The organism is Methylobacterium thuringiense, assembly GCF_022179645.1.
Classification (GTDB): Bacteria; Pseudomonadota; Alphaproteobacteria; order Rhizobiales; family Beijerinckiaceae; genus Methylobacterium; species Methylobacterium thuringiense.
Map to the genome: position 1 here is coordinate 150,388 of NZ_BPRA01000008.1, position 17,635 is coordinate 168,022.

The following is a 17,635-nucleotide window of genomic DNA, read 5'->3' on the forward strand; positions in this document are numbered from 1 at the left end:
CCAGTTCAAGCCTCGGCGGGGTCTTCCGGATCGCCCGGCTGGCGGATGCCGTAGCGGCTCTCCAGGGCCGGGCTCGAGGCACGCGATCCGCCGCGCTCGGCGAATTCGCGGCGACCGGTGTCGCCGGCGGGGCGGGCCGGGCGGTCGCCGGGGTCGCGACCGACGCGGGCGATGAGCTGGGTCAGGTCGACGAACTCGTCGCATTGCCGGCGCAGGTCGTCGGCGATCATCGCGGGCTGGGTCTGGATGGTCGAGACCACGGTCACACGAACGCCACGGCGCTGCATCGCCTCCACCAGCGAGCGGAAATCGCCGTCGCCGGAGAACAGGTACATCTGGTCGATATGCGGGGCGAGCTCGAGCGCATCGATCGCGAGCTCGATGTCCATGTTGCCCTTGATCTTGCGCCGGCCGGCCGAATCCGTGAACTCCTTCACCGGCTTGGTGACGACGCGATAGCCGTTGTAGTCGAGCCAATCGATCAGCGGGCGGATCGAAGAGTATTCCTGGTCCTCGATCATGGCCGTATAGTAGAAAGCCCTGATGAGATTGTCGCGGGCCTGGAACTCCTTCAGGAGCCGCTTGTAGTCGATGTCGAAACCGAGGGCCTTGGTGGTGGCGTAGAGATTTGCGCCGTCGATGAAGAGGGCGCTGCGCTGCTGTGCCGGCATTGAAAAATCCGTTGTACTGGAAAGGCAATGGGAATGATGATGGCGCGACTGATGTCAGCCGGGAGCCGAATGGGGTTTTGCGCGTGTGGCAACGCCGCCCGTGACCGCGAGGGCGCACGTGTATTCGGCTTTAAAACCTTTCAAATTTATGCGGCGGGACGGCCCGCGAGGAAAAACAGCTTTCCTGCATCGAAAAACAGACACAGTCGACAGCGACTAGTCTTGGTAAAAATCGGCAGCTCTGTCAAGCTAAAGCAAGGTTTTGCTTGCCGCCGGCCCGTCGATCGCGCGGCCGCGGGCACGAAGCCTTTGCGAACAACCGCGCGTCGAGACGATCGACGCTCCCGCGCTTACGCCGCCGGGATCGCCCGGCTGCCGGGCTTCACCGCGGGCAGGGCCGCGAGTTCGGGCGGCAGCGCGTCGGCGGGGTAGGCCGGGATGTCGAGGGCGGCGAGGCAAACCAGCGGCAGGCCGATCTCGCCACGACCACCCGAGCGATCGATCAGGCAGGCCGCGCCGACGATCTCGCCGGCCTCGGAGGCAAGCGAGGCGAGGCATTCGCGCGCCGACAGCCCCGTGGAGACGATGTCCTCGACGATCACGGCGCGCGTGCCGGCGGGGATGCTGAAGCCGCGCCGGAGCTGGAACGGCTTGCCGGGATCGCGCTCGACGAAGATCGCCCGCGCGCCGAGATGCCGTGCCGTCTCGTAACCGGGGATGATGCCGCCGATCGCCGGGGAGACCACGATGTCGATCCGCCCGAACCGCTCGGTGATCGCCGCGGCCAGGGCGCGGCAGAGCCGCTCGGTGCGCGCGGGATCGGAAAAGATCGTCATCTTCTGCAGGAAGGTCGGCGAGTGCAGGCCGGAGCTGAGAATGAAGTGCCCCTGCAGCAATGCGCCGGCATCGCGGAATTCGTCGAGGACGGCCTCAGGGGTCATGCGGGCAGGGCCTTCGCGGAGCGGGAAAAGCGCACGGCTTCTCGCAAGCGGGGGCCGTGGAGGCAAGGCTCCGGATGATGCGTGGCTACCGGCCCCGAACGCTGGTTGGTTCTGTCATGGCCCGTCACGCACGCGGAAGGCCGGTGGCGGCTTTTGCGAGGGCGTCGTTCATGCGGGTCTGCCAGCCCGGCCCGGTGGCCTTGAAGGCGTCGACGACGTGCGGGTCGAGCCGGATCGTCACCGGCACCTTGCGGATGACGGCCGGCGGTCGGCCGCCCCGGTTCACCAGCGCCTCATAGAGCGCCGGCGGCAGCACGTCCTTTGCAGGCCGCAGCTGCGCCAGCTGCTCGTCCGTCAGTTCCGGATTGTCCGAGACCTCGTCCCAGTCCTCCTGACTGTAGGCCTCGTTCGGAACGTAGCCGGGGGCGTGTTCAGGCTTGGTCATGGACGGCCCTTTCCTTCGCGTTGGCGTGGCGAATGCTGACGAGCGAGACCGCCTCGGTTCCCAGTGGCGAGACGATCGCGACGACGACAGTCGCCCCTTTCCACGTCCCGACCAGCGTGAAGCGGATGCGCCCAGTCCTGCTGGCCTTGGCGGGCAGGGTCACGAACCGGTCGAAGCTGAAGGCCGCCTCGAACTCCGAGAAGTCGAATCCATGCTTGGCGATGTTCGCCTGTCGCTTCGACTCGTCGTAGATGATCGTCACAGCTTTTTGTACGTACGAAAACTTATTCCGTCAAACGGTGTCTCTCCACCTCACCCGTTCATCCGCTCCGCCCGGCTCACCGAGCGCTTCGCCCGCAATTCCATCACAATGGCGTTGAGGTGCTTCAGGTCCCAGACGGCGAGATCGATGACGATGTCGGTGAAGTCCTGGGTGCGGCGGGTCATCTTGACGTTGTCGATGTTGCCGTCGTGGTCGGCGATGACCTGGGAGATCTGGGCCAGCACGCCGGGCTCGTTGATCGACTCCACCATGAGGCGGGCGGGGAAGCGTTCGTTGGAGCCGGCCTCTACGTCCCAGCGCACGTCGAGCCAGCGCTCGGGCTCGTTGTCGAAATCGGCGAGCGCCGCCGACTGGATCGGGTAGATCGTCACGCCGATGCCGGGCGTCAGGATGCCGACGATGCGGTCGCCGGGCACCGCACCGCCATTCGGGGCGAAGCTCACCGGCAGGTCGCCGGCGACGCCGCGGATCGGGATCCCTGCGTCCGGCACGGCCCCGCCCTCGGGAAAGGTCAGGCGGATCGTCTGGTCCTTGCGGCTGAGCCGGCCGGCCCCGTCGGCGCCGCCCTGGGCCGAGCCCGGCGAGCCCGTGCTGCGGTTATCCTTGAAGTCCGGATAGACCGCCTTGACCACGTCGCCCGAGAACATCTCGCCGCGGCCCACCGCCGCGAAGACGTCGTCGGGCGTGGCGCGGGCGAGCCGCGGCAGGGAGCCCCGCAGCTTCTCCTCCGTGAAGCTCTTGCCCGCGCGCTCGAAGGCGCGATCGAGGATCTGGCGGCCGAGGCCGGCATATTGCCGCCGCACGGCGGTGCGGGTGGCGCGGCGGATGGCGGCGCGGGCCTTGCCGGTGACGACGAGGGACTCCCACGCGGCCGGCGGCGAGGCGCCGTCCGAGCGGGAAATCTCGACCTCGTCGCCGTTGGCGAGTTCGTGCAGCAGCGGGGCCATGCGGCCGTTGATCTTGGCCCCCACCGCCGAGTTGCCGACGTCGGTATGCACCGCATAGGCGAAGTCGATCGGCGTGGCGCCGCGGGGCAGGGCGATGAGGCGGCCCTTCGGCGTGAAGCAGAAGACCTGGTCCTGGAAGAGTTCGAGCTTGGTGTGCTCCAGGAATTCTTCCGGGGAATCGCCCTCGGCCAGGAGTTCGATGGTGCGGCGCAGCCACTGGTAGGCCCCACTCTCGGTGGCCAGCCTCGGGCGGTTCTCGGCGTCGTCGCGCTCGCCGTCCTCCTTGTACTGCGCATGCGCGGCGATGCCGTATTCGGCGATCTCGTCCATGGCGTAGGTGCGGATCTGCAGTTCGACGCGCTGGCGCTTCGGCCCGATCACCGTGGTGTGGATCGAGCGATAGTCGTTCTGCTTCGGCGTCGAGATGTAGTCCTTGTAGCGGCCGGGCACGGTCGGCCAGCTGGTGTGGACGACGCCGAGCGCGCCGTAGCATTCGGGCGTGGTGCCGACGACGACGCGGAAGCCGACGATGTCGGAGAGCTGCTCGAAGGCGACGGACTTGCGCTCCATCTTCGACCAGATCGAATAGGGCTTCTTGAGCCGCCCCTTCACCTCGGCCGGGATGCCCCGCACCGCGAGGCGCGCGGTCAGATCCTTCTCGATGGTCGCGATCAGGCTGCGGGAGGTCTCGGAGAACGCCTCCAGCCGCTTGGCGATGGTGGCGTAGACCTCCGGCTTGAGGTTCTGGAGGGAGAGGTCCTCCAGCTCGTCGCGCAGCTCCTGCATGCCCATGCGGCCGGCAAGCGGCGCGTAGATGTCGAGGGTCTCCTCGGCGATGCGGGCGCGCTTCTCGGGCTTCATGAAGCTCAGGGTGCGCATGTTGTGCAGGCGGTCGGCGAGCTTCACGAGGAGCACGCGCACGTCCTCGGCCACAGCCAGCAGGAGCTTGCGGAAGTTCTCGCCCTGCACGGCGCGCTTCGAGACGAGGTCGAGCCGTTTGAGCTTGGTCAGGCCGTCGACCAGCGCCCGGATCTCGGGGCTGAACAGCCGGCCGATCTCCTCGAGCGTCGCCGCCGTGTCCTCGACGGTGTCGTGCAGGACGGCCGCGACGATGGTGGCATCGTCGAGCCGCAGATCGGTGAGGATCGCGGCCACTTCCAGCGGATGTGCGAAGAAGGGATCGCCCGAGGCCCGCTTCTGGGTGCCGTGGGCGCGCATCGCGTAGACGTAGGCTCGGTTGAGGAGAGCCTCGTCGGTGGCCGGGTTGTAGCGTTTGACCCGCTCGACGAGTTCGTACTGGCGCATCATCCGCCGACATCACCTTCCGCAAACACGGCCAGAGACCCGAAAGCGGGAGTATTCCCGCATCGGCGCGCCCGGCACCAGACACGATCGCGTGGATATGGGGTCGCGTTTATGCGGCCGACACACCGGGAAGGCCGAAACGAAGAAGCCCGGCCTTGCGACCGGGCTCGTTCAGACATCGCGGTGTGAACGCGGCGGCTCAGTCGCCCTCGTCGTCGGTCTCGGTCGGCGGCGCGAGGTTCTCGAGGCCGCGGAGCAGGTCTTCCTCGCTCATGCGGTCGAAGTTCGGCGCGCTTTCGTCGCCGTTGGCCGATGGCGGCGCAACGGATGCGGCCGCGGGCGAGCTCGACAGCAGCGGCACGGTCTCGGCCTCCGGCTCGTCGACCTCGACGTATTTCTGCAGCGAATGGATCAGCTGCTCCTTGAGGTCGTCGGCCGTGATGGTCGCGTCGCCGATCTCGCGCAACGCCACGACGGGGTTCTTGTCGCGGTCGCGATCGACGGTCAGCGGGGCGCCGGAGGCGAGCAGGCGCGCACGGTGGCTGGCGAGCAGCACCAGCTCGAACCGGTTCTCGACCTTCTCGATGCAGTCTTCGACGGTGACGCGAGCCATGCGGAGCGGCCCCTTCCCAAGGTATACGGAGTGTTGCGGTATGAACCAGCTCCTTACACCCGATGCGGCCCTGCAACAAGCGCGGCCCGCGCCGGTCGGACCGGGGGCTCCGGGCCCGGGCCGACGGAACGCGGCGTTCGGGTGCGCAGACACCGGAAATGCACTTCGATCCCGAATGTCGGCGCGCCGAACGGATCTCGGAGAGCTGCGCGCAAGACGGCTCGCCCGCGACGCTCCGTCGACGACACGACGGAATTCGTGATACTGCGATACATGGTTTTCGAGCCGTTGCTGGATTTCTCGCGATGTTTCGAGACGCGGCAGCAAAGCTTTACTTCAAGTATCCGATCCTGCCGGACGACCGCAGGATTGCGGTATTCGGGGAGCAGAATCTTGACGCGATCGCGGACGCGCCTTTCTCCGCCGACGAGAACGCTCTGAAAACCATCTCGGCTCACAAGAGCGCGACGCCACCATGGAACGAAGGCTCAAACATGAAGGGAACGCACGCGAACCGAAGCCTGATGGCGAGCGGAAACGTCGTGGTTCTGAGCGACCGGCCCGATCGGGGCCGCCATCTCGCGGAAGCCGTCGCGCCGGTCGCGGATTGCCGTCTGGCCGGGGTCGAGGAGCACTGGGCGGATCTCGACGCCACCATCGGCATCATCGCCGACGTCACGCCGACGCGATCCGAGACCCGCGTTTGCCTCAACAGGCTGCTCGGCCGCCTCCAAGGGCGGCGTCTGCCGGCGATCCATCTCGTGCGCAGCAGCCAGGCGGCGGCCGTCCACGAGGCGCAGTCCCTGGGGGCGACGGCCTGCCTTCCCGCCACGCTCGACCCGAGCGTCGTCGTGGAGGCCCTGTTCCGTCAGATCCATCCCGAGGACACGATCGCCGAACTCATCGTCCGGCGTCACGTCGCGCGCACGGGCGAGCTCATCAACAGCATGTTCCACACGGCCGAGACCGGCGGCATCGACATGGAGGAGGTCGAGCGCGGGCTCGATCCGGTGATGGACGCCGTCAAGGACGGCGGTCTGACCGGATGGCTGGAGGTCGTGCGCATGCACGACGACATCACCTTTCAGCATTGCCTGCTCGTGGCCGGCCTCACGGCCGGCTTCGCACGCTCGCTCCGCCTGTCGGGCGGCGATTCCCAGCGCATGGTGCGCGCCGCGCTAGTCCACGACGTCGGCAAGTCGCGGATCCCCGCGGCGATCCTGAACAAGCCTGGCCGGCTCGATCCCGACGAGCGCACCGTGATGCGCACGCATGCCGCCATCGGGCACGAGATCCTGCTGGCGTCGGGCTCCTGCGATGCGATCACGCTGGCGGTGACGCGCCATCACCACGAGATGCTCGACGGCTCGGGCTATCCGGACGGCCTGAGCGGGTCGGCGATCGGCGATCCGGTCCGTCTGCTCACGATCTGCGACATCTACGCGGCGCTGATCGAGCGGCGGCCGTACAAGGCGCCGATGCCCGAGAGCGAGGCCCTGCGCGTCCTCCAGAGCATGGAGGGCAAGCTGGAGGCCGGCCTCGTCGACGCCTTCGCCAAATCGATCGTCGTCGGCCTCGGCAGACCTGCGGCGGCGGGCTGAAGCGGCGGGCCGGGCGAATCCGGGTTACAACCCGCGATCCGCACGCTACCGTCCGGGACGGCTTTCGGGACAGGAAGCGCCGTCGTTCGATCCGACGAGGGAGTGCACCGTGGGCCAGCAGCTCGATCGACGCGCCTTCCTGAGCTGCGGCTGCGCCGCCGGGCTCGGCTGCTTCGCGGCAACCGCGCTTCCACGGCCCGGCTTCGCCGCGGAACTCTCCCACAAGAAGACCGATCTGACGCCCGATCGGGCGCTGCAGGCGTTGAAGGACGGCAACCGGTCCTTCTCCACCGACAGCCCGGTGCGCGCCGTCCAGGGCCGCGAGCGCCGCATCGAGATCGCGCTCGCGCAGACGCCGTTCTGCGTGCTGGTGAGCTGCTCCGATTCCCGCGTCTCGCCAGAGATCCTGTTCGGACGCGGGCTCGGCGAGTTGTTCATCGTGCGCAACGCCGGCAACACCGTCGACACCGCGGCGCTCGGCTCGATCGAGTACGCCGTCTCGCAACTCGGCGTGCCGCTGATCCTGGTGATGGGCCACAGCCGCTGCGGCGCGGTGCTCGCCGCCGTGGACGTCGTAAAGAACAACACCGTCTATCCCGGCGCCATCGGACGGATGATCGAGCCGATCGTGCCGGCGGTGCTCTCGGTCAGGGACAAGCCCGGCGATCTCGTCGAGAACGCGGTCCGGGCCAACGTCTCGCGCATCGTCTCGCGCCTGCGTACGGCCTCGGAGCCGGCCCTGATCGATCCGTTGGAGCACAGGCAGCTGCGCGTGGTCGGTGCCGCCTACAGCCTCGACACCGGCGGCGTGGACTTCTTCGACGAAGCCTGAGCGAAGAATGTGATCGCAACAGATATAAAGCCGGCCGCTCCGTAGGATACCCGACCGATCGGCAAGCTTTCCGGTGACGCGTCGATCGTTTCGTTCTCCAAGATCGGGGCGGTGTCGAACGTTCAGGCGGCGATCCGATGCACGCGAATCCTGACATGGCCGTCCGTATCTTGGCCTCGATGCTTGCGGGCGCGATCGTACGGTCGTGATCCACGATGAAACCCGCCGACGCGGCTTGCAACTTAGCGTTCCGTCGTGACGTTATTTCCCGGCGCGCAGATCCGTGACCGTCGCACCGTGCGAGGCCGAATGTCCGACGAATCCAAAGACATGTCCGAGATCATCAGGCTCTGCCAGGAGCTTGAAAGGCTGGTCGGCGCCGACGCGCCGTTGCGGGTGCGGACCTTGGTCGAGATGCTGATGATCGAGCTGGAACGCCAGACGCTGACTGCTGGAGCCGTATCCGATCCGACCGCATCGGCTCGGCGTCCCTAAGCTTTTGTCGTGACGCGCTTTTTCGACCAAGCGGCAACCACTTGGCCGGAAGGCGCTTTATGGAACGTCGACCTGGGACAACATGCGAACCCTGAGGCAGACCGCGCCCGTGAGGTCGCGAACCGTCACGACGATCTCCGCTTCCTTGCCGTGACGGGATTCGCGTGCGGCGACGCTCGCCGCCTCCATCAGGGCCTGAGCGCGCAGGTCGAGCGAATCGCGAACATGCCGCCCGGTCTTGTCAGCGATCCGGACGCTGCCGCTGATGTCGAAGAAATAAAGAAGCATACCCAAGGGTTGCGTCTTGCCGGAGGGCGGGCTGCCCTCGGCATCGCTTCACCAACTATGCGACATGCGGCATCGATCCCTGCACGCCCGAATTCGCGCCGGCACCGGGTTTCCGATCGTCGACCTGACAGATCAGGCGAACCCGCACCACCACCGAATCCGGTCCGTCCCGAACCGTGACGACGATGACGCCGCTCTTCTCGAGATTGGCCGGGTCGCCGCCATAGACCGCAGCCCGACGGAACGCCTCCGCTTGAGCGGCGGCGGAATCCGAAAAATCCTGCCCCTGCTCGTCATGGATCGAAATGCTGTCGTCGATATCGAAATAATAGCGCGGCATACGCCCCCCTGAATCTTTCAGGCGGGAGCACACTCATCTCTCAGGCATCAGCGCCCGATACGAGTTGCTGACGATATACTTCTGTAGCCCAGTCTCCACGATTAAGATAGCGCTTGCCCTCACCCGCGGCACTGGGAAGCGCCCGGTCCTGTCGCGGCCCGCCTCGCTGTGGAGGCGATCGCGATGGGCCGCCGCCGGGCTTGTGCGTTGCATTGTTGACACCCGCGGCCTGCGATGCGAGTGCGCCGCGCCTTGAGGCCGCGCCCGCCGACCCGTCGGCGCAGCGCGCGGCGATGCGGCACGAGACGGACCGAACGTCATGACGCGAGCCTTCATCTTCCCCGGCCAGGGCAGCCAGGTCGTCGGCATGGGCAAGGCGCTGGCCGCGATCTCCGAGCCGGCGCGCCACGTCTTCGCCGAGGTTGACGACGCCCTCGGCGAAAACCTCTCGCGCATCATGTTCGAGGGGCCGGTCGAGGAGCTGACGCTCACGGCCAACGCCCAGCCGGCCCTGATGGCGGCGAGCCTCGCGGTGGTGCGGGCGCTCGAAAGCGAGCGCGGTCTCGACATCGCCCGGGACGCCGCCTGCGTCGCCGGCCATTCGCTCGGCGAATATTCCGCGCTCGCCGCCGCCGGCACTTTCTCGATCGCCGACACCGCCCGGCTGCTGCGCATCCGCGGCGAGGCGATGCAGCGTGCGGTGGCGCCGGGGGAGGGCGCCATGGCGGCGCTGATCGGCCCCGACCTCGCCACCGCCCACGCCATCGCCGAGGAGGCTGCAGAGGGTCGGGTTTGCGGCGTCGCCAACGACAACGGCGCGGGGCAGGTCGTGTTGTCGGGCCACAAGGATGCGATCGAGCGCGCCGTGGCCATCGCGCAGAAGCGCGGCGTCAAGCGCGCGATCCTGCTCAACGTCTCCGCCCCCTTCCACTGCAGTCTGATGGGTCCGGCGGCCGACGCCATGCGCGAGGCGCTTCGTCAGGTCTCGATGCGGGCGCCGTCGGTGCCGATCTACGCCAACGTCACCGCCGGACCGCTGAGCGATCCGGAGGCGATCCGCGAGGCACTGGTGGCGCAGGTCACCGGCACCGTGCGTTGGGCCGAGAGCGTTGCCGCCATGGCGGCCTCCGGCGTCGACCGCTTTTACGAATTGGGCGCCGGCAAGGTCCTGACGGGATTGGTCAAGCGGATCGCGCCGGGAGCCACCGCCGGCGCCATCGGCACGGCCGACGACGTCGCCGCCTACGCTTGAGGATGATTTGACGATGTTCGATCTGACCGGCCGCAAGGCCCTCGTCACCGGCGCCACCGGCGGTCTCGGCGGCGCCATCGCCCGGGCGTTTCATGCGCAGGGCGCCCACGTGGCGCTCTCCGGCACGCGGCGGGCGGTGCTCGACGAACTCGCGGCCGAACTCGGCGGGGAGCGCGTCGCGGTGGTCGAGGCCGACCTCTCCGACAAGGCGTCCGTCGAGGCGCTGGTGCCGGCGGCGGAAGCCGCCCTCGGCGGGCTCGACATCCTGGTCAACAATGCCGGCATCACCCGCGACAACCTCTCCATGCGGATGAAGGACGACGAGTGGGACGCGGTGATCGCGGTCAACCTCACCGCGGCCTTCCGGCTGTCGCGGGCCGCCACAAGGGGGATGATGAAGCGCCGCCACGGCCGCATCGTGAACATCGGCTCGGTCGTCGGCGCCACGGGCAATCCGGGTCAGGTCAACTACGCCGCCGCCAAGGCCGGCCTCGTCGGCATGACCAAGGCGCTCGCGGCCGAAGTCGCCACCCGCGGCATCACGGTGAACTGCATCGCGCCGGGCTTCATCACGTCGGCGATGACCGATGCGCTCAACGAGAAGCAGCGCGAGGGGATCCTCGCCCGCGTGCCCGCGGGCCGTCTCGGCACCGGCGCCGAAATCGGCGCGGCGGCGGTCTATCTGGCGGCCGACGAATCCGCCTACGTCACCGGCCAGACGCTGCACGTCAACGGCGGCATGGCGATGTATTGAACATGCGGATTTTGCTGCTCCGCAGCATCGCGTTCAGAGCGCAAACGACCCGAAAACCACGGCGATGAACGGTTTCTGAACCCGCTCTCGCCAGAGCCAAAGCCCTGTGTTAACACCCGGCTCAGCCGTGCGAGGGGAGTTGACGGTTCAGCGGGTTACGGCTTGCGAGAACACGCGCGATCGGACACCGGCTACCTGACAAGATCCCCTGAGCGGGACGGGTGGCCACGGCGCCTTCACCATCGATCTGAGAAGACGAGGACAAAAAACGATGAGCGATATCGCTGAGCGCGTGAAGAAGATCGTCGTCGAGCACCTGGGCGTCGAGCCCGAGAAGGTGACCGAAGGCGCGAACTTCATCGACGATCTCGGCGCCGACAGCCTCGACACGGTCGAGCTGGTGATGGCGTTCGAAGAAGAGTTCAACGTCGAGATCCCGGACGACGCCGCCGAGACCATTCAGACGGTCGGCGATGCGATCAAGTTCCTCGAGAAGAACTCGGCCTGAGGCCGAACTGCAAGGCACGACGCCCGGGCGGGTCGAACCGGTCTCCCGCTCCGGGCGTTTCCGGTGATGACGGGGATCGGTTCGGGATAGCATGATGCGTCGGGTGGTCGTGACGGGGCTGGGGATCGTGTCGCCGTTGGGGAGCGGCGTCGAGCATGCCTGGAGCCGTCTGGTCGCCGGCGATAGCGGCGCCTCGAAGGTCACCGCCTTCGAGGTCGACGACCTCGCCTGCAAGATCGCCTGCACCATTCCGCTGGGCGACGGTTCCGACGGGACCTTCAATCCGGATCGCTGGATGGAGCCCAAGGAGCAGCGCAAGGTCGACCCCTTCATCGTCTACGCCATGGCCGCCGCCGGCCAGGCCCTCGACGACGCCGACTGGCATCCGCAGACCTACGAGGACCAGTGCGCCTCCGGCGTGCTCATCGGCTCCGGCATCGGCGGCATCGGCTCCATCTACGACGCGTCGATCACCCTCCACGAGAAGGGTCCGCGCAAGATTTCCCCGTTCTTCATCCCCGGCCGCATCATCAACCTCGCCTCGGGCCAGGTCTCGATCGCGCACGGCCTGAAGGGCCCCAACCATTCCGTCGTCACGGCCTGCTCCACCGGCGCGCACGCCATCGGCGACGCTGCCCGGCTGATCGCGCTGGGCGATGCCGACGTGATGGTCGCCGGCGGCACCGAATCGCCGGTGAACCGCCTCGCGCTCGCGGGCTTCGCCGCCTGCCGGGCGCTCTCCACCGGCTTCAACGACGACCCGACCCGCGCCTCCCGGCCCTACGACAAGGATCGCGACGGCTTCGTGATGGGGGAGGGCGCCGGCATCGTCGTGCTGGAGGAATACGAGCACGCCAAGGCGCGCGGCGCCAAGATGTACGCCGAGGTGGTCGGCTACGGCCTCTCGGGCGACGCCTACCACATCACCTCGCCCTCGCCCGACGGCGACGGCGGCTATCGCTGCATGGTGGCCGCGCTCAAGCGCGCCGGCCTGCAGCCGAGCCAGATCGACTACATCAACGCCCATGGCACCTCGACCCCGGCCGGCGACGAGCTGGAGCTCAAGGCCGTCGAACGCCTGCTCGGCGACTCCGCCCCCAAGGTCGCGATGTCCTCGACGAAATCCGCCGTCGGCCACCTGCTCGGCGCGGCCGGCGCGGTCGAGGCGATCTTCTCGGTGCTGACGATCCGCGACGGCGTGATGCCGCCGACGCTCAACCTCGACAACCCGAGCGTCGAAACCAAGATCGACCTCGTGCCGCACGAGGCGAAGCGCAAGAAGGTCGACGTCGTGCTGTCGAACTCCTTCGGATTCGGCGGGACGAACGCGTCGCTGGTGATGCGGCGGGTGGATTAGTGCACCTCACAAAACTCCCGATCACCGGGAGTTCTCTCTCTGGCGCCAACGGTGCAGCGAGAGTTTTGTGAGAGACACTTAGCCACCAAGCCTTCTCCCCCTGTGCGGAAGAGGAGGTGGCGGCCTCACGCCACCTTCCGCGGCACCAGCCGCTCGCTCGCCAGGGCCTCCTGGGCCCCCGAGACGCCGGCCTCGGTGTACTCCGCGTCCTCGTTCACGCACCAGGTATCGAACAGGCGTTCGCCCGCGACGATGTTCTTCACCGTGAGCATCGCGGTCATCATCGCGTGGTCCTGGTTGTTGTACTTGTGCATGCCGTTGCGGCCGACGAGGTGCAGGCTCGGATAGCCGCGTTCCAGGTCGCGCCGGATGGTGTCGACGTGGGATTTGTAGTCCTCGTCGTAGACCGGATAGGCCTTGGGCTGGCGCACGACGCAGGCGTCGACGACGTCGTCCTCCGTGAGCAGGCCGATCTGCGCGATCTCGCGCTTGGCCAGCGCCACCAGCTCGGAATCCGGCGCGTTCCAGAGCCCGTCGCCCTCGAAGCAGAAATATTCGAGGCCGAGGCAGGTGCGCGAGGCATCCGGCACCATCTCCGGCGACCACGAGCGGAAGTTCTGCACGCGGCCGACCTTCACCGACGGGTCGTGGATGTAGATCCAGTTGTCCGGGAAATCCTCGCGCGCCTTGGCGATCAGGGCGACGGTGAGGAAGTCGCGGTACTTCAGGGAGCGCGCGTTGAAGATCGAGAGCGGAGTCGGGCGGATCGAATCCACCAGCTCGCGGATCGGGGCGGAGGAGACGAGGTTCTTCGCCGTATGGGTTTCGAGGCTGCCGTCGCCGCGGCGCGCGGTGACGGTCCAGAGGCCGAGGCGTGCATCCCAGGTCAGACGCTCGACGCCGCGGTCGAGCAGCACCTTGCCGCCGTTCGCCCGGGTCTTCTCGGCGGCGGCCTCCCACATCATGCCGGGGCCGCGGCGGGGATAGCGAAACGATTCGATCAGCGTCTTGATCACCGGGCCGCCGGCCTTCTGCCTGCGGCGCAGGCCGAGGGAGCGGGAGACCCCGTCGACGATGGCGGAGGCGAGGTCGAGGCCCTTGATGCGCTGCGCGGCCCAATCGGCCGAGATCGCGTCGCAGGACATGCCCCAGACCTTCTCGGTGTAGGTCTTGAAGAAGATCGAGAAGAGCCGCTCGCCGAACTGGTTGCGCACCCACTCGTGGAAGGTCTTCGGATCCTTCACCGGCTTGGCGCGGGCATAGGCGTAGGAGAGAACGCAGGCGGCGCTCTCGATCACACCGAGATTCTTCAAGGCCTCGAAGGCCTTGAGCGGGTAGGCGTAGTACTTGCCCTTGTAGAAGATCCGCGAGAGGCGCGGGCGGTCGATGAAGTCGTTCGGCAGGATCTCGTCCCAGAGGTCCACCACCGCCTTCGACTTTGAGAAGAAGCGATGCCCGCCGATGTCGAACAGGTAGCCCTCGTGCGAGACGGTGCGGCTGATGCCGCCGACCTGGGCCGGGTCGCGCTCCAGCACCGTGACCTCGCGGCCCGCCTTCGCCAGAAGATAGGCGGCCGTCAGCCCGGCCGGTCCGGCGCCGATCACCAGCGTCTCGGTGTGGTGGCTCATCGAGAACTCCGCGACGCGTACGAGTGCGGCGGCGGCCGGTCGACGTCGTGAACGAAGTTCTAATGCGCGATTGGTAAACGCCGCCTCACCTGCCGTTGCGTTCGGTGCGATCGGCCGGTCCGGCCTCGTGTCCGGAGCCCCCGATCGGACTTCGTTAAGGCTCGCACCGTAGCCTCACGAGGCTGCTCGCCTCCCACGGCGACGTCGAAGGCCGAGGCCGAACATGCCCGCCGCCGCCAGGAGACACGCCATGATCCTGGATGCGCCCTTCGGTCCGGCGGACGATGCGACGGCCGGTGCGGAACGCCGGAAAGCCGCGCGGGTCCGCACCGTCGCCCAGGCCGCCTTCGCCGGGCTCGGCCTCGCCGCGATCCTGCCGATCGTCCTGCAATTCTATTGGCCCGCCTCGGGCGGCCTCGATGTCACCGGTCATCCGATCGGACGCGACTTCATCAACAACTGGGTGGGCCCGCACCTTGCCTTCGGCGGCGAACTCGCGATCCTGACCGACCTGAAAGCCTATGCGGAGGCGATCGGCCGGGTCTTCGGCACACCGCTGCCCTTCCACAACTGGAGCTATCCGCCCTTCGCGCTGCTGATGCTGTGGCCGTTCGCGCAGCTCCCCTATTTCTGGGCCCTAGGCGCCTGGACCATCCTGCTCTTCGCCGCCTTCGCTGCGGTCACGCTCTCCCGTGTGGCGCCGTCCGAGCGGCCGAGGGCGCTGCTCCTACTCCTTGTCGCGCCGGCCTGCCTGATCAACACCGTGGGCGGGCAGAACGGCTTTCTCACCGGCGCGCTGCTCGTCGGCGGCCTGCTGTCCCTGGACCGGCGGCCCTGGCTCGCGGGGGTGCTGTTCGGCCTGCTGACCTACAAGCCGCATCTCGGGCTGGTTCTGCCCTTCGTCCTCGTGGCCCTCGGGGCCTGGCGCACCATCGTCTCGGCCTGCCTGACTGCGCTGGCGCTCGTCGCCGTCTCGGTTGCCGCATTCGGGATCGAGCCCTGGTACGAGCACCTGACCACCGTGCGGAGCTTCCTGCTCGCGATCCTGGTGCGATTCGAGGGCTTCTTTCCCTGCATGATGGCCTCGGTCTATGCCGGCGCCCGCAGTTTCGGCCTGCCCGACCGGGCCGCCTGGGCGATCCAGGCCGCCGTGTCCGTGCCGGTTCTCGTCGCCACGGTCTGGGCGGTGCGGCGCACCTCCGATCCGGTCCAGCGCACGACCCTCGTCGTCTGCGCCGTGCCGCTGCTGACGCCCTATGCCTTCAACTACGATCTCACGGCCATCGCCGCCGTGATCGTCTGGCGGCTCGTCGGACCGTCCCCCGATGCGGTGAGCCCGCGGCTGCTGGCCGCCTGGCTGATCCCGGTGGTGATGATGCCGCTCAACATGCTGGGGATCGGGATCGCTCCCGTCGCGCTCCTCGCCTTCTACCTGACGGTCCTCGCCGAGATCCTCCGCGGAACGGCGGCGTCGCGTGCCCCGGCTCCGCACCCGATGCCGGCACACTGAGCCCACGATGACAGCCGCAGCTTCCTCCCTCGACGCGACATCGCCGCCGCCGCGTCGCCTCGTCGACAGCCCCGCCATCCCCTGGCTGCTCGCGGGCATCGGCCTGTTCGCCTGCTACGGCTCCGGCAGTCTCGTCGCGGCGCTGCAGGGCCTGCGCCTCCCCGACACCGACGACGCCATGCGGCTCGCGGAGGTGCGCGACCTCGTCGCCGGGCAATCCTGGTTCGACATGGTGCAGCACCGCTTCCTGCCGCCCGCCGGAGAGGCGAGCCACTGGTCGCGGCTGGTCGATGCGCCGATGGCCGCCGCCATCGCCGGATTGACGCCGCTCGTCGGCCCATCGCTCGCCGAACGCATCACGACGGCCTTCTGGCCTCCGCTGCTGTTCGCCGTCTACGCCCTGGTGCTCGTCCGCGGCGTGCGCGGGCTGGTCAACGGCCGGGCGGCGATCCTCGCCCTCTTCGCGGCGACGCAGACCATCGTGCTGATGATGCAGTTCGCCCCCGGGCGGATCGATCACCACAACCTGCAGATCGTCTTCCTGCTCGGCACCGGCCTCTGCCTGATGCGATCGCGGCGCACATGGCGCACGGGCGCGCTCGCCGGATCTCTCTGTGCCTGCTCCATGGCGGTGGGGCTCGAGGCGATGCCGCCGATCGCGCTTGCCGGCCTCGTCGTCGCCGCCGACTGGATCCGCGCGGGCCGCCCGGCGCTGCCGGTCCTGCTCGGGTTCGGGGCGAGCCTCGGTCTCGGCGCGACCCTGCTCTTCGGCCTGCAGACGGCGCCCGCGCTCTGGGCGACGGATGCCTGCGACGCCCTCTCCCCGCCCTGGCTCTGGCTCGCCGGCACCGGTGCCGTCTTGGCAGCCGGGGCCTTCGCTCTGCGACCGATGACGCCGGTGTCCCGGGCAGCCCTCGCCGCCGGAATCGGCGCCGCGGGCTGCGCGGGCTTCGTCGTCCTGTTCCCGTCCTGCCTGCATGGCCCGTTCACCGGGATGCCGGATGCGGTCCGCGCGAACTGGCTCTACCAGGTCCGGGAAATGCAGCCCCTGGTCGCGATGCTGCGCGACCATCCGGCCGAGGGTCTCGGCTTCGCCGCCTCGCTCATCGTGGCGACGGGCATCGCCATCCTCCTGGCCTTCCGAGAGAGGTCCGATCGGCGTCTCTTCGTCGTCGCGAGCCTCTTCCTCGCGATCGGCGCGGTCCAGACCCTCTTCCAGCTCCGCGGGCTCTACGTCGCCTCCGCCTTCGTCCCGATCATCGGCGGCATCTGCCTCGACCGCGCCCTCACCCTGGCGGGCCGGCCGACGGAGGGCACGGTCAAGCGGGTCGCGTTCCTCGTGGCGGTCATCGCGCTCAACGCGCCGGTCTGGCTCCTCGGGGGACGGCTCATCGAGCGGCTCGCGGACATCCGGCAGGTGGATCCGGCGGCGGCGAACCAGGCGGAGGCCTGCTCGGAGCCGCCGGCATTCCGGGTACTCGCCGGACTTCCCGCAGGCACGGTGCTCGCGCCGATCGATCTCGGCCCGTACCTCCTCGTGCACACGCCGCATGCCATCGCCGCCGCCCCGTATCACCGCGCCATCGCCGGGCTGAGCGCCGGGCTCGCGGTGGCCGACGGCAGCGAGGACGAGGTCCGGCGGCAGGCCGCGGCAACCGGCGCGACCTACCTCGCCGTCTGTCCCGGCAAGACCGAAAAGGCCTTCACGGCCCGGCTCGCCCGCAGCGAGACGACGGCGGATTGGCTCGATCCGGTCCCGCTCGACGGCTCCGCCCTGAAGGCGTGGCGGATTCGCTGACGGCGCCCTCCCGGATGCGGCAGGGGGCTGTTGCGCATTCGCTACGCCGCCGCGCAAACTCGATTTT

18 protein-coding genes are annotated in these 17,635 nt (G+C 68.3%); 9 read left to right on the top strand and 9 right to left on the bottom strand.

Annotation, left to right across the window (positions count from 1 at the left end; translation table 11 throughout):
• Positions 1–5 precede the first annotated feature (5 nt).
• From MFF07_RS09610 to rpoZ, 6 genes are all read right to left on the bottom strand, one after another.
• Positions 6–671, bottom strand: coding sequence for a LabA-like NYN domain-containing protein (locus MFF07_RS09610; RefSeq protein WP_238231705.1), 666 nt, complete (start codon positions 669–671; stop codon positions 6–8).
• Between the two features lie 350 nt (positions 672–1,021).
• Positions 1,022–1,612, bottom strand: coding sequence for an orotate phosphoribosyltransferase (gene pyrE / locus MFF07_RS09615; protein WP_147818626.1), 591 nt, complete (start codon positions 1,610–1,612; stop codon positions 1,022–1,024).
• Between the two features lie 124 nt (positions 1,613–1,736).
• Positions 1,737–2,057, bottom strand: coding sequence for a BrnA antitoxin family protein (locus MFF07_RS09620; RefSeq protein ID WP_147818627.1), 321 nt, complete (start codon positions 2,055–2,057; stop codon positions 1,737–1,739).
• Positions 2,044–2,319: a BrnT family toxin gene (locus tag MFF07_RS09625; RefSeq protein WP_147818628.1), complete on the bottom strand. Its 276-nt coding sequence runs from the start codon at positions 2,317–2,319 to the stop codon at positions 2,044–2,046. Before MFF07_RS09625 ends, MFF07_RS09620 begins: the two co-directional genes overlap by 14 nt.
• 50 nt (positions 2,320–2,369) lie before the next feature.
• Entirely contained in the window at positions 2,370–4,595 is a 2,226-nt protein-coding gene (locus MFF07_RS09630) for a RelA/SpoT family protein (RefSeq protein WP_147818629.1), read from the bottom strand.
• 196 nt (positions 4,596–4,791) lie between these two features.
• Positions 4,792–5,205 carry a DNA-directed RNA polymerase subunit omega gene (rpoZ, locus tag MFF07_RS09635; protein WP_147818630.1) on the bottom strand — a complete coding sequence of 138 codons (414 nt, stop codon included), beginning with the start codon at positions 5,203–5,205 and terminating at the stop codon, positions 4,792–4,794.
• 494 nt (positions 5,206–5,699) lie between these two features.
• Between rpoZ and MFF07_RS09640 the strand changes: the two genes are divergently transcribed.
• The 3 genes from MFF07_RS09640 to MFF07_RS09650 all read left to right on the top strand — a co-directional run bounded on the left by MFF07_RS09640 (position 5,700) and on the right by MFF07_RS09650 (position 8,133).
• Complete coding sequence (locus MFF07_RS09640) at positions 5,700–6,806, top strand: HD-GYP domain-containing protein (RefSeq protein WP_238231707.1); 1,107 nt, start codon at positions 5,700–5,702, stop codon at positions 6,804–6,806.
• Positions 6,807–6,915: 109 nt separating this feature from the next.
• Entirely contained in the window at positions 6,916–7,638 is a 723-nt protein-coding gene (locus tag MFF07_RS09645) for a carbonic anhydrase (RefSeq protein WP_210245151.1), read from the top strand.
• A 309-nt stretch (positions 7,639–7,947) separates the two neighbouring features.
• Positions 7,948–8,133 (top strand): hypothetical protein, encoded by a 186-nt coding sequence (locus MFF07_RS09650; RefSeq protein WP_187272624.1) that lies wholly within the window; start codon positions 7,948–7,950, stop codon positions 8,131–8,133.
• 57 nt (positions 8,134–8,190) lie between these two features.
• On the opposite strand, the gene MFF07_RS09655 is transcribed toward MFF07_RS09650, so the two are convergent.
• Together MFF07_RS09655 and MFF07_RS09660 are read right to left on the bottom strand one after the other, a co-directional pair.
• The gene (locus MFF07_RS09655; RefSeq protein ID WP_373322304.1) at positions 8,191–8,421 is read right to left on the bottom strand and encodes a DUF6894 family protein; all 231 of its coding nucleotides are present in this window, start codon (positions 8,419–8,421) and stop codon (positions 8,191–8,193) included.
• A gap of 55 nt (positions 8,422–8,476) precedes the next feature.
• Positions 8,477–8,761, bottom strand: coding sequence for a DUF6894 family protein (locus MFF07_RS09660; RefSeq protein WP_147818633.1), 285 nt, complete (start codon positions 8,759–8,761; stop codon positions 8,477–8,479).
• Positions 8,762–9,080: 319 nt separating this feature from the next.
• Here MFF07_RS09660 and fabD point away from each other — a divergent pair, with 319 nt between their 5' ends.
• From fabD to fabF, 4 genes are all read left to right on the top strand, one after another.
• Entirely contained in the window at positions 9,081–10,013 is a 933-nt protein-coding gene (gene fabD, locus MFF07_RS09665) for an ACP S-malonyltransferase (protein WP_147818635.1), read from the top strand.
• 13 nt (positions 10,014–10,026) lie between these two features.
• A complete protein-coding gene (gene fabG, locus MFF07_RS09670; protein WP_147818637.1) occupies positions 10,027–10,767 on the top strand; it encodes a 3-oxoacyl-[acyl-carrier-protein] reductase in 741 nt (246 codons plus the stop codon).
• Between the two features lie 271 nt (positions 10,768–11,038).
• Positions 11,039–11,275, top strand: a complete 237-nt coding sequence (locus MFF07_RS09675) for an acyl carrier protein (RefSeq protein WP_147045707.1) — start codon at positions 11,039–11,041, stop codon at positions 11,273–11,275.
• 94 nt (positions 11,276–11,369) lie between these two features.
• Complete coding sequence (gene fabF, locus MFF07_RS09680) at positions 11,370–12,632, top strand: beta-ketoacyl-ACP synthase II (RefSeq protein WP_147818649.1); 1,263 nt, start codon at positions 11,370–11,372, stop codon at positions 12,630–12,632.
• Positions 12,633–12,757: 125 nt separating this feature from the next.
• On the opposite strand, the gene MFF07_RS09685 is transcribed toward fabF, so the two are convergent.
• Complete coding sequence (locus tag MFF07_RS09685) at positions 12,758–14,260, bottom strand: NAD(P)/FAD-dependent oxidoreductase (RefSeq protein WP_147818639.1); 1,503 nt, start codon at positions 14,258–14,260, stop codon at positions 12,758–12,760.
• 250 nt (positions 14,261–14,510) lie between these two features.
• On the opposite strand from MFF07_RS09685, the gene MFF07_RS09690 reads away from it, so the two are divergent.
• Positions 14,511–15,770 carry a glycosyltransferase family 87 protein gene (locus MFF07_RS09690; RefSeq protein ID WP_187272625.1) on the top strand — a complete coding sequence of 420 codons (1,260 nt, stop codon included), beginning with the start codon at positions 14,511–14,513 and terminating at the stop codon, positions 15,768–15,770.
• Between the two features lie 7 nt (positions 15,771–15,777).
• Positions 15,778–17,568, top strand: coding sequence for a hypothetical protein (locus tag MFF07_RS09695; RefSeq protein ID WP_147818643.1), 1,791 nt, complete (start codon positions 15,778–15,780; stop codon positions 17,566–17,568).
• Positions 17,569–17,635: the final 67 nt, after the last annotated feature.

What these genes read in the sequence shown, in the direction of transcription:
- MFF07_RS09690 (WP_187272625.1), top strand. Translation starts at nt 14,511, where the DNA reads ATGATCCTGGATGCGCCCTTCGGTCCGGCGGACGATGCGACGGCCGGT.
- fabG (WP_147818637.1), top strand. Translation starts at nt 10,027, where the DNA reads ATGTTCGATCTGACCGGCCGCAAGGCCCTCGTCACCGGCGCCACCGGC.
- pyrE (WP_147818626.1), bottom strand. Translation starts at nt 1,612, where the DNA reads ATGACCCCTGAGGCCGTCCTCGACGAATTCCGCGATGCCGGCGCATTG.
- rpoZ (WP_147818630.1), bottom strand. Translation starts at nt 5,205, where the DNA reads ATGGCTCGCGTCACCGTCGAAGACTGCATCGAGAAGGTCGAGAACCGG.
- MFF07_RS09630 (WP_147818629.1), bottom strand. Translation starts at nt 4,595, where the DNA reads ATGATGCGCCAGTACGAACTCGTCGAGCGGGTCAAACGCTACAACCCG.
- MFF07_RS09650 (WP_187272624.1), top strand. Translation starts at nt 7,948, where the DNA reads ATGTCCGACGAATCCAAAGACATGTCCGAGATCATCAGGCTCTGCCAG.
- MFF07_RS09660 (WP_147818633.1), bottom strand. Translation starts at nt 8,761, where the DNA reads ATGCCGCGCTATTATTTCGATATCGACGACAGCATTTCGATCCATGAC.
- fabF (WP_147818649.1), top strand. Translation starts at nt 11,370, where the DNA reads ATGCGTCGGGTGGTCGTGACGGGGCTGGGGATCGTGTCGCCGTTGGGG.
- MFF07_RS09620 (WP_147818627.1), bottom strand. Translation starts at nt 2,057, where the DNA reads ATGACCAAGCCTGAACACGCCCCCGGCTACGTTCCGAACGAGGCCTAC.
- MFF07_RS09675 (WP_147045707.1), top strand. Translation starts at nt 11,039, where the DNA reads ATGAGCGATATCGCTGAGCGCGTGAAGAAGATCGTCGTCGAGCACCTG.
- MFF07_RS09610 (WP_238231705.1), bottom strand. Translation starts at nt 671, where the DNA reads ATGCCGGCACAGCAGCGCAGCGCCCTCTTCATCGACGGCGCAAATCTC.
- MFF07_RS09655 (WP_373322304.1), bottom strand. Translation starts at nt 8,421, where the DNA reads ATGCTTCTTTATTTCTTCGACATCAGCGGCAGCGTCCGGATCGCTGAC.
- MFF07_RS09695 (WP_147818643.1), top strand. Translation starts at nt 15,778, where the DNA reads ATGACAGCCGCAGCTTCCTCCCTCGACGCGACATCGCCGCCGCCGCGT.
- MFF07_RS09640 (WP_238231707.1), top strand. Translation starts at nt 5,700, where the DNA reads ATGAAGGGAACGCACGCGAACCGAAGCCTGATGGCGAGCGGAAACGTC.
- fabD (WP_147818635.1), top strand. Translation starts at nt 9,081, where the DNA reads ATGACGCGAGCCTTCATCTTCCCCGGCCAGGGCAGCCAGGTCGTCGGC.
- MFF07_RS09685 (WP_147818639.1), bottom strand. Translation starts at nt 14,260, where the DNA reads ATGAGCCACCACACCGAGACGCTGGTGATCGGCGCCGGACCGGCCGGG.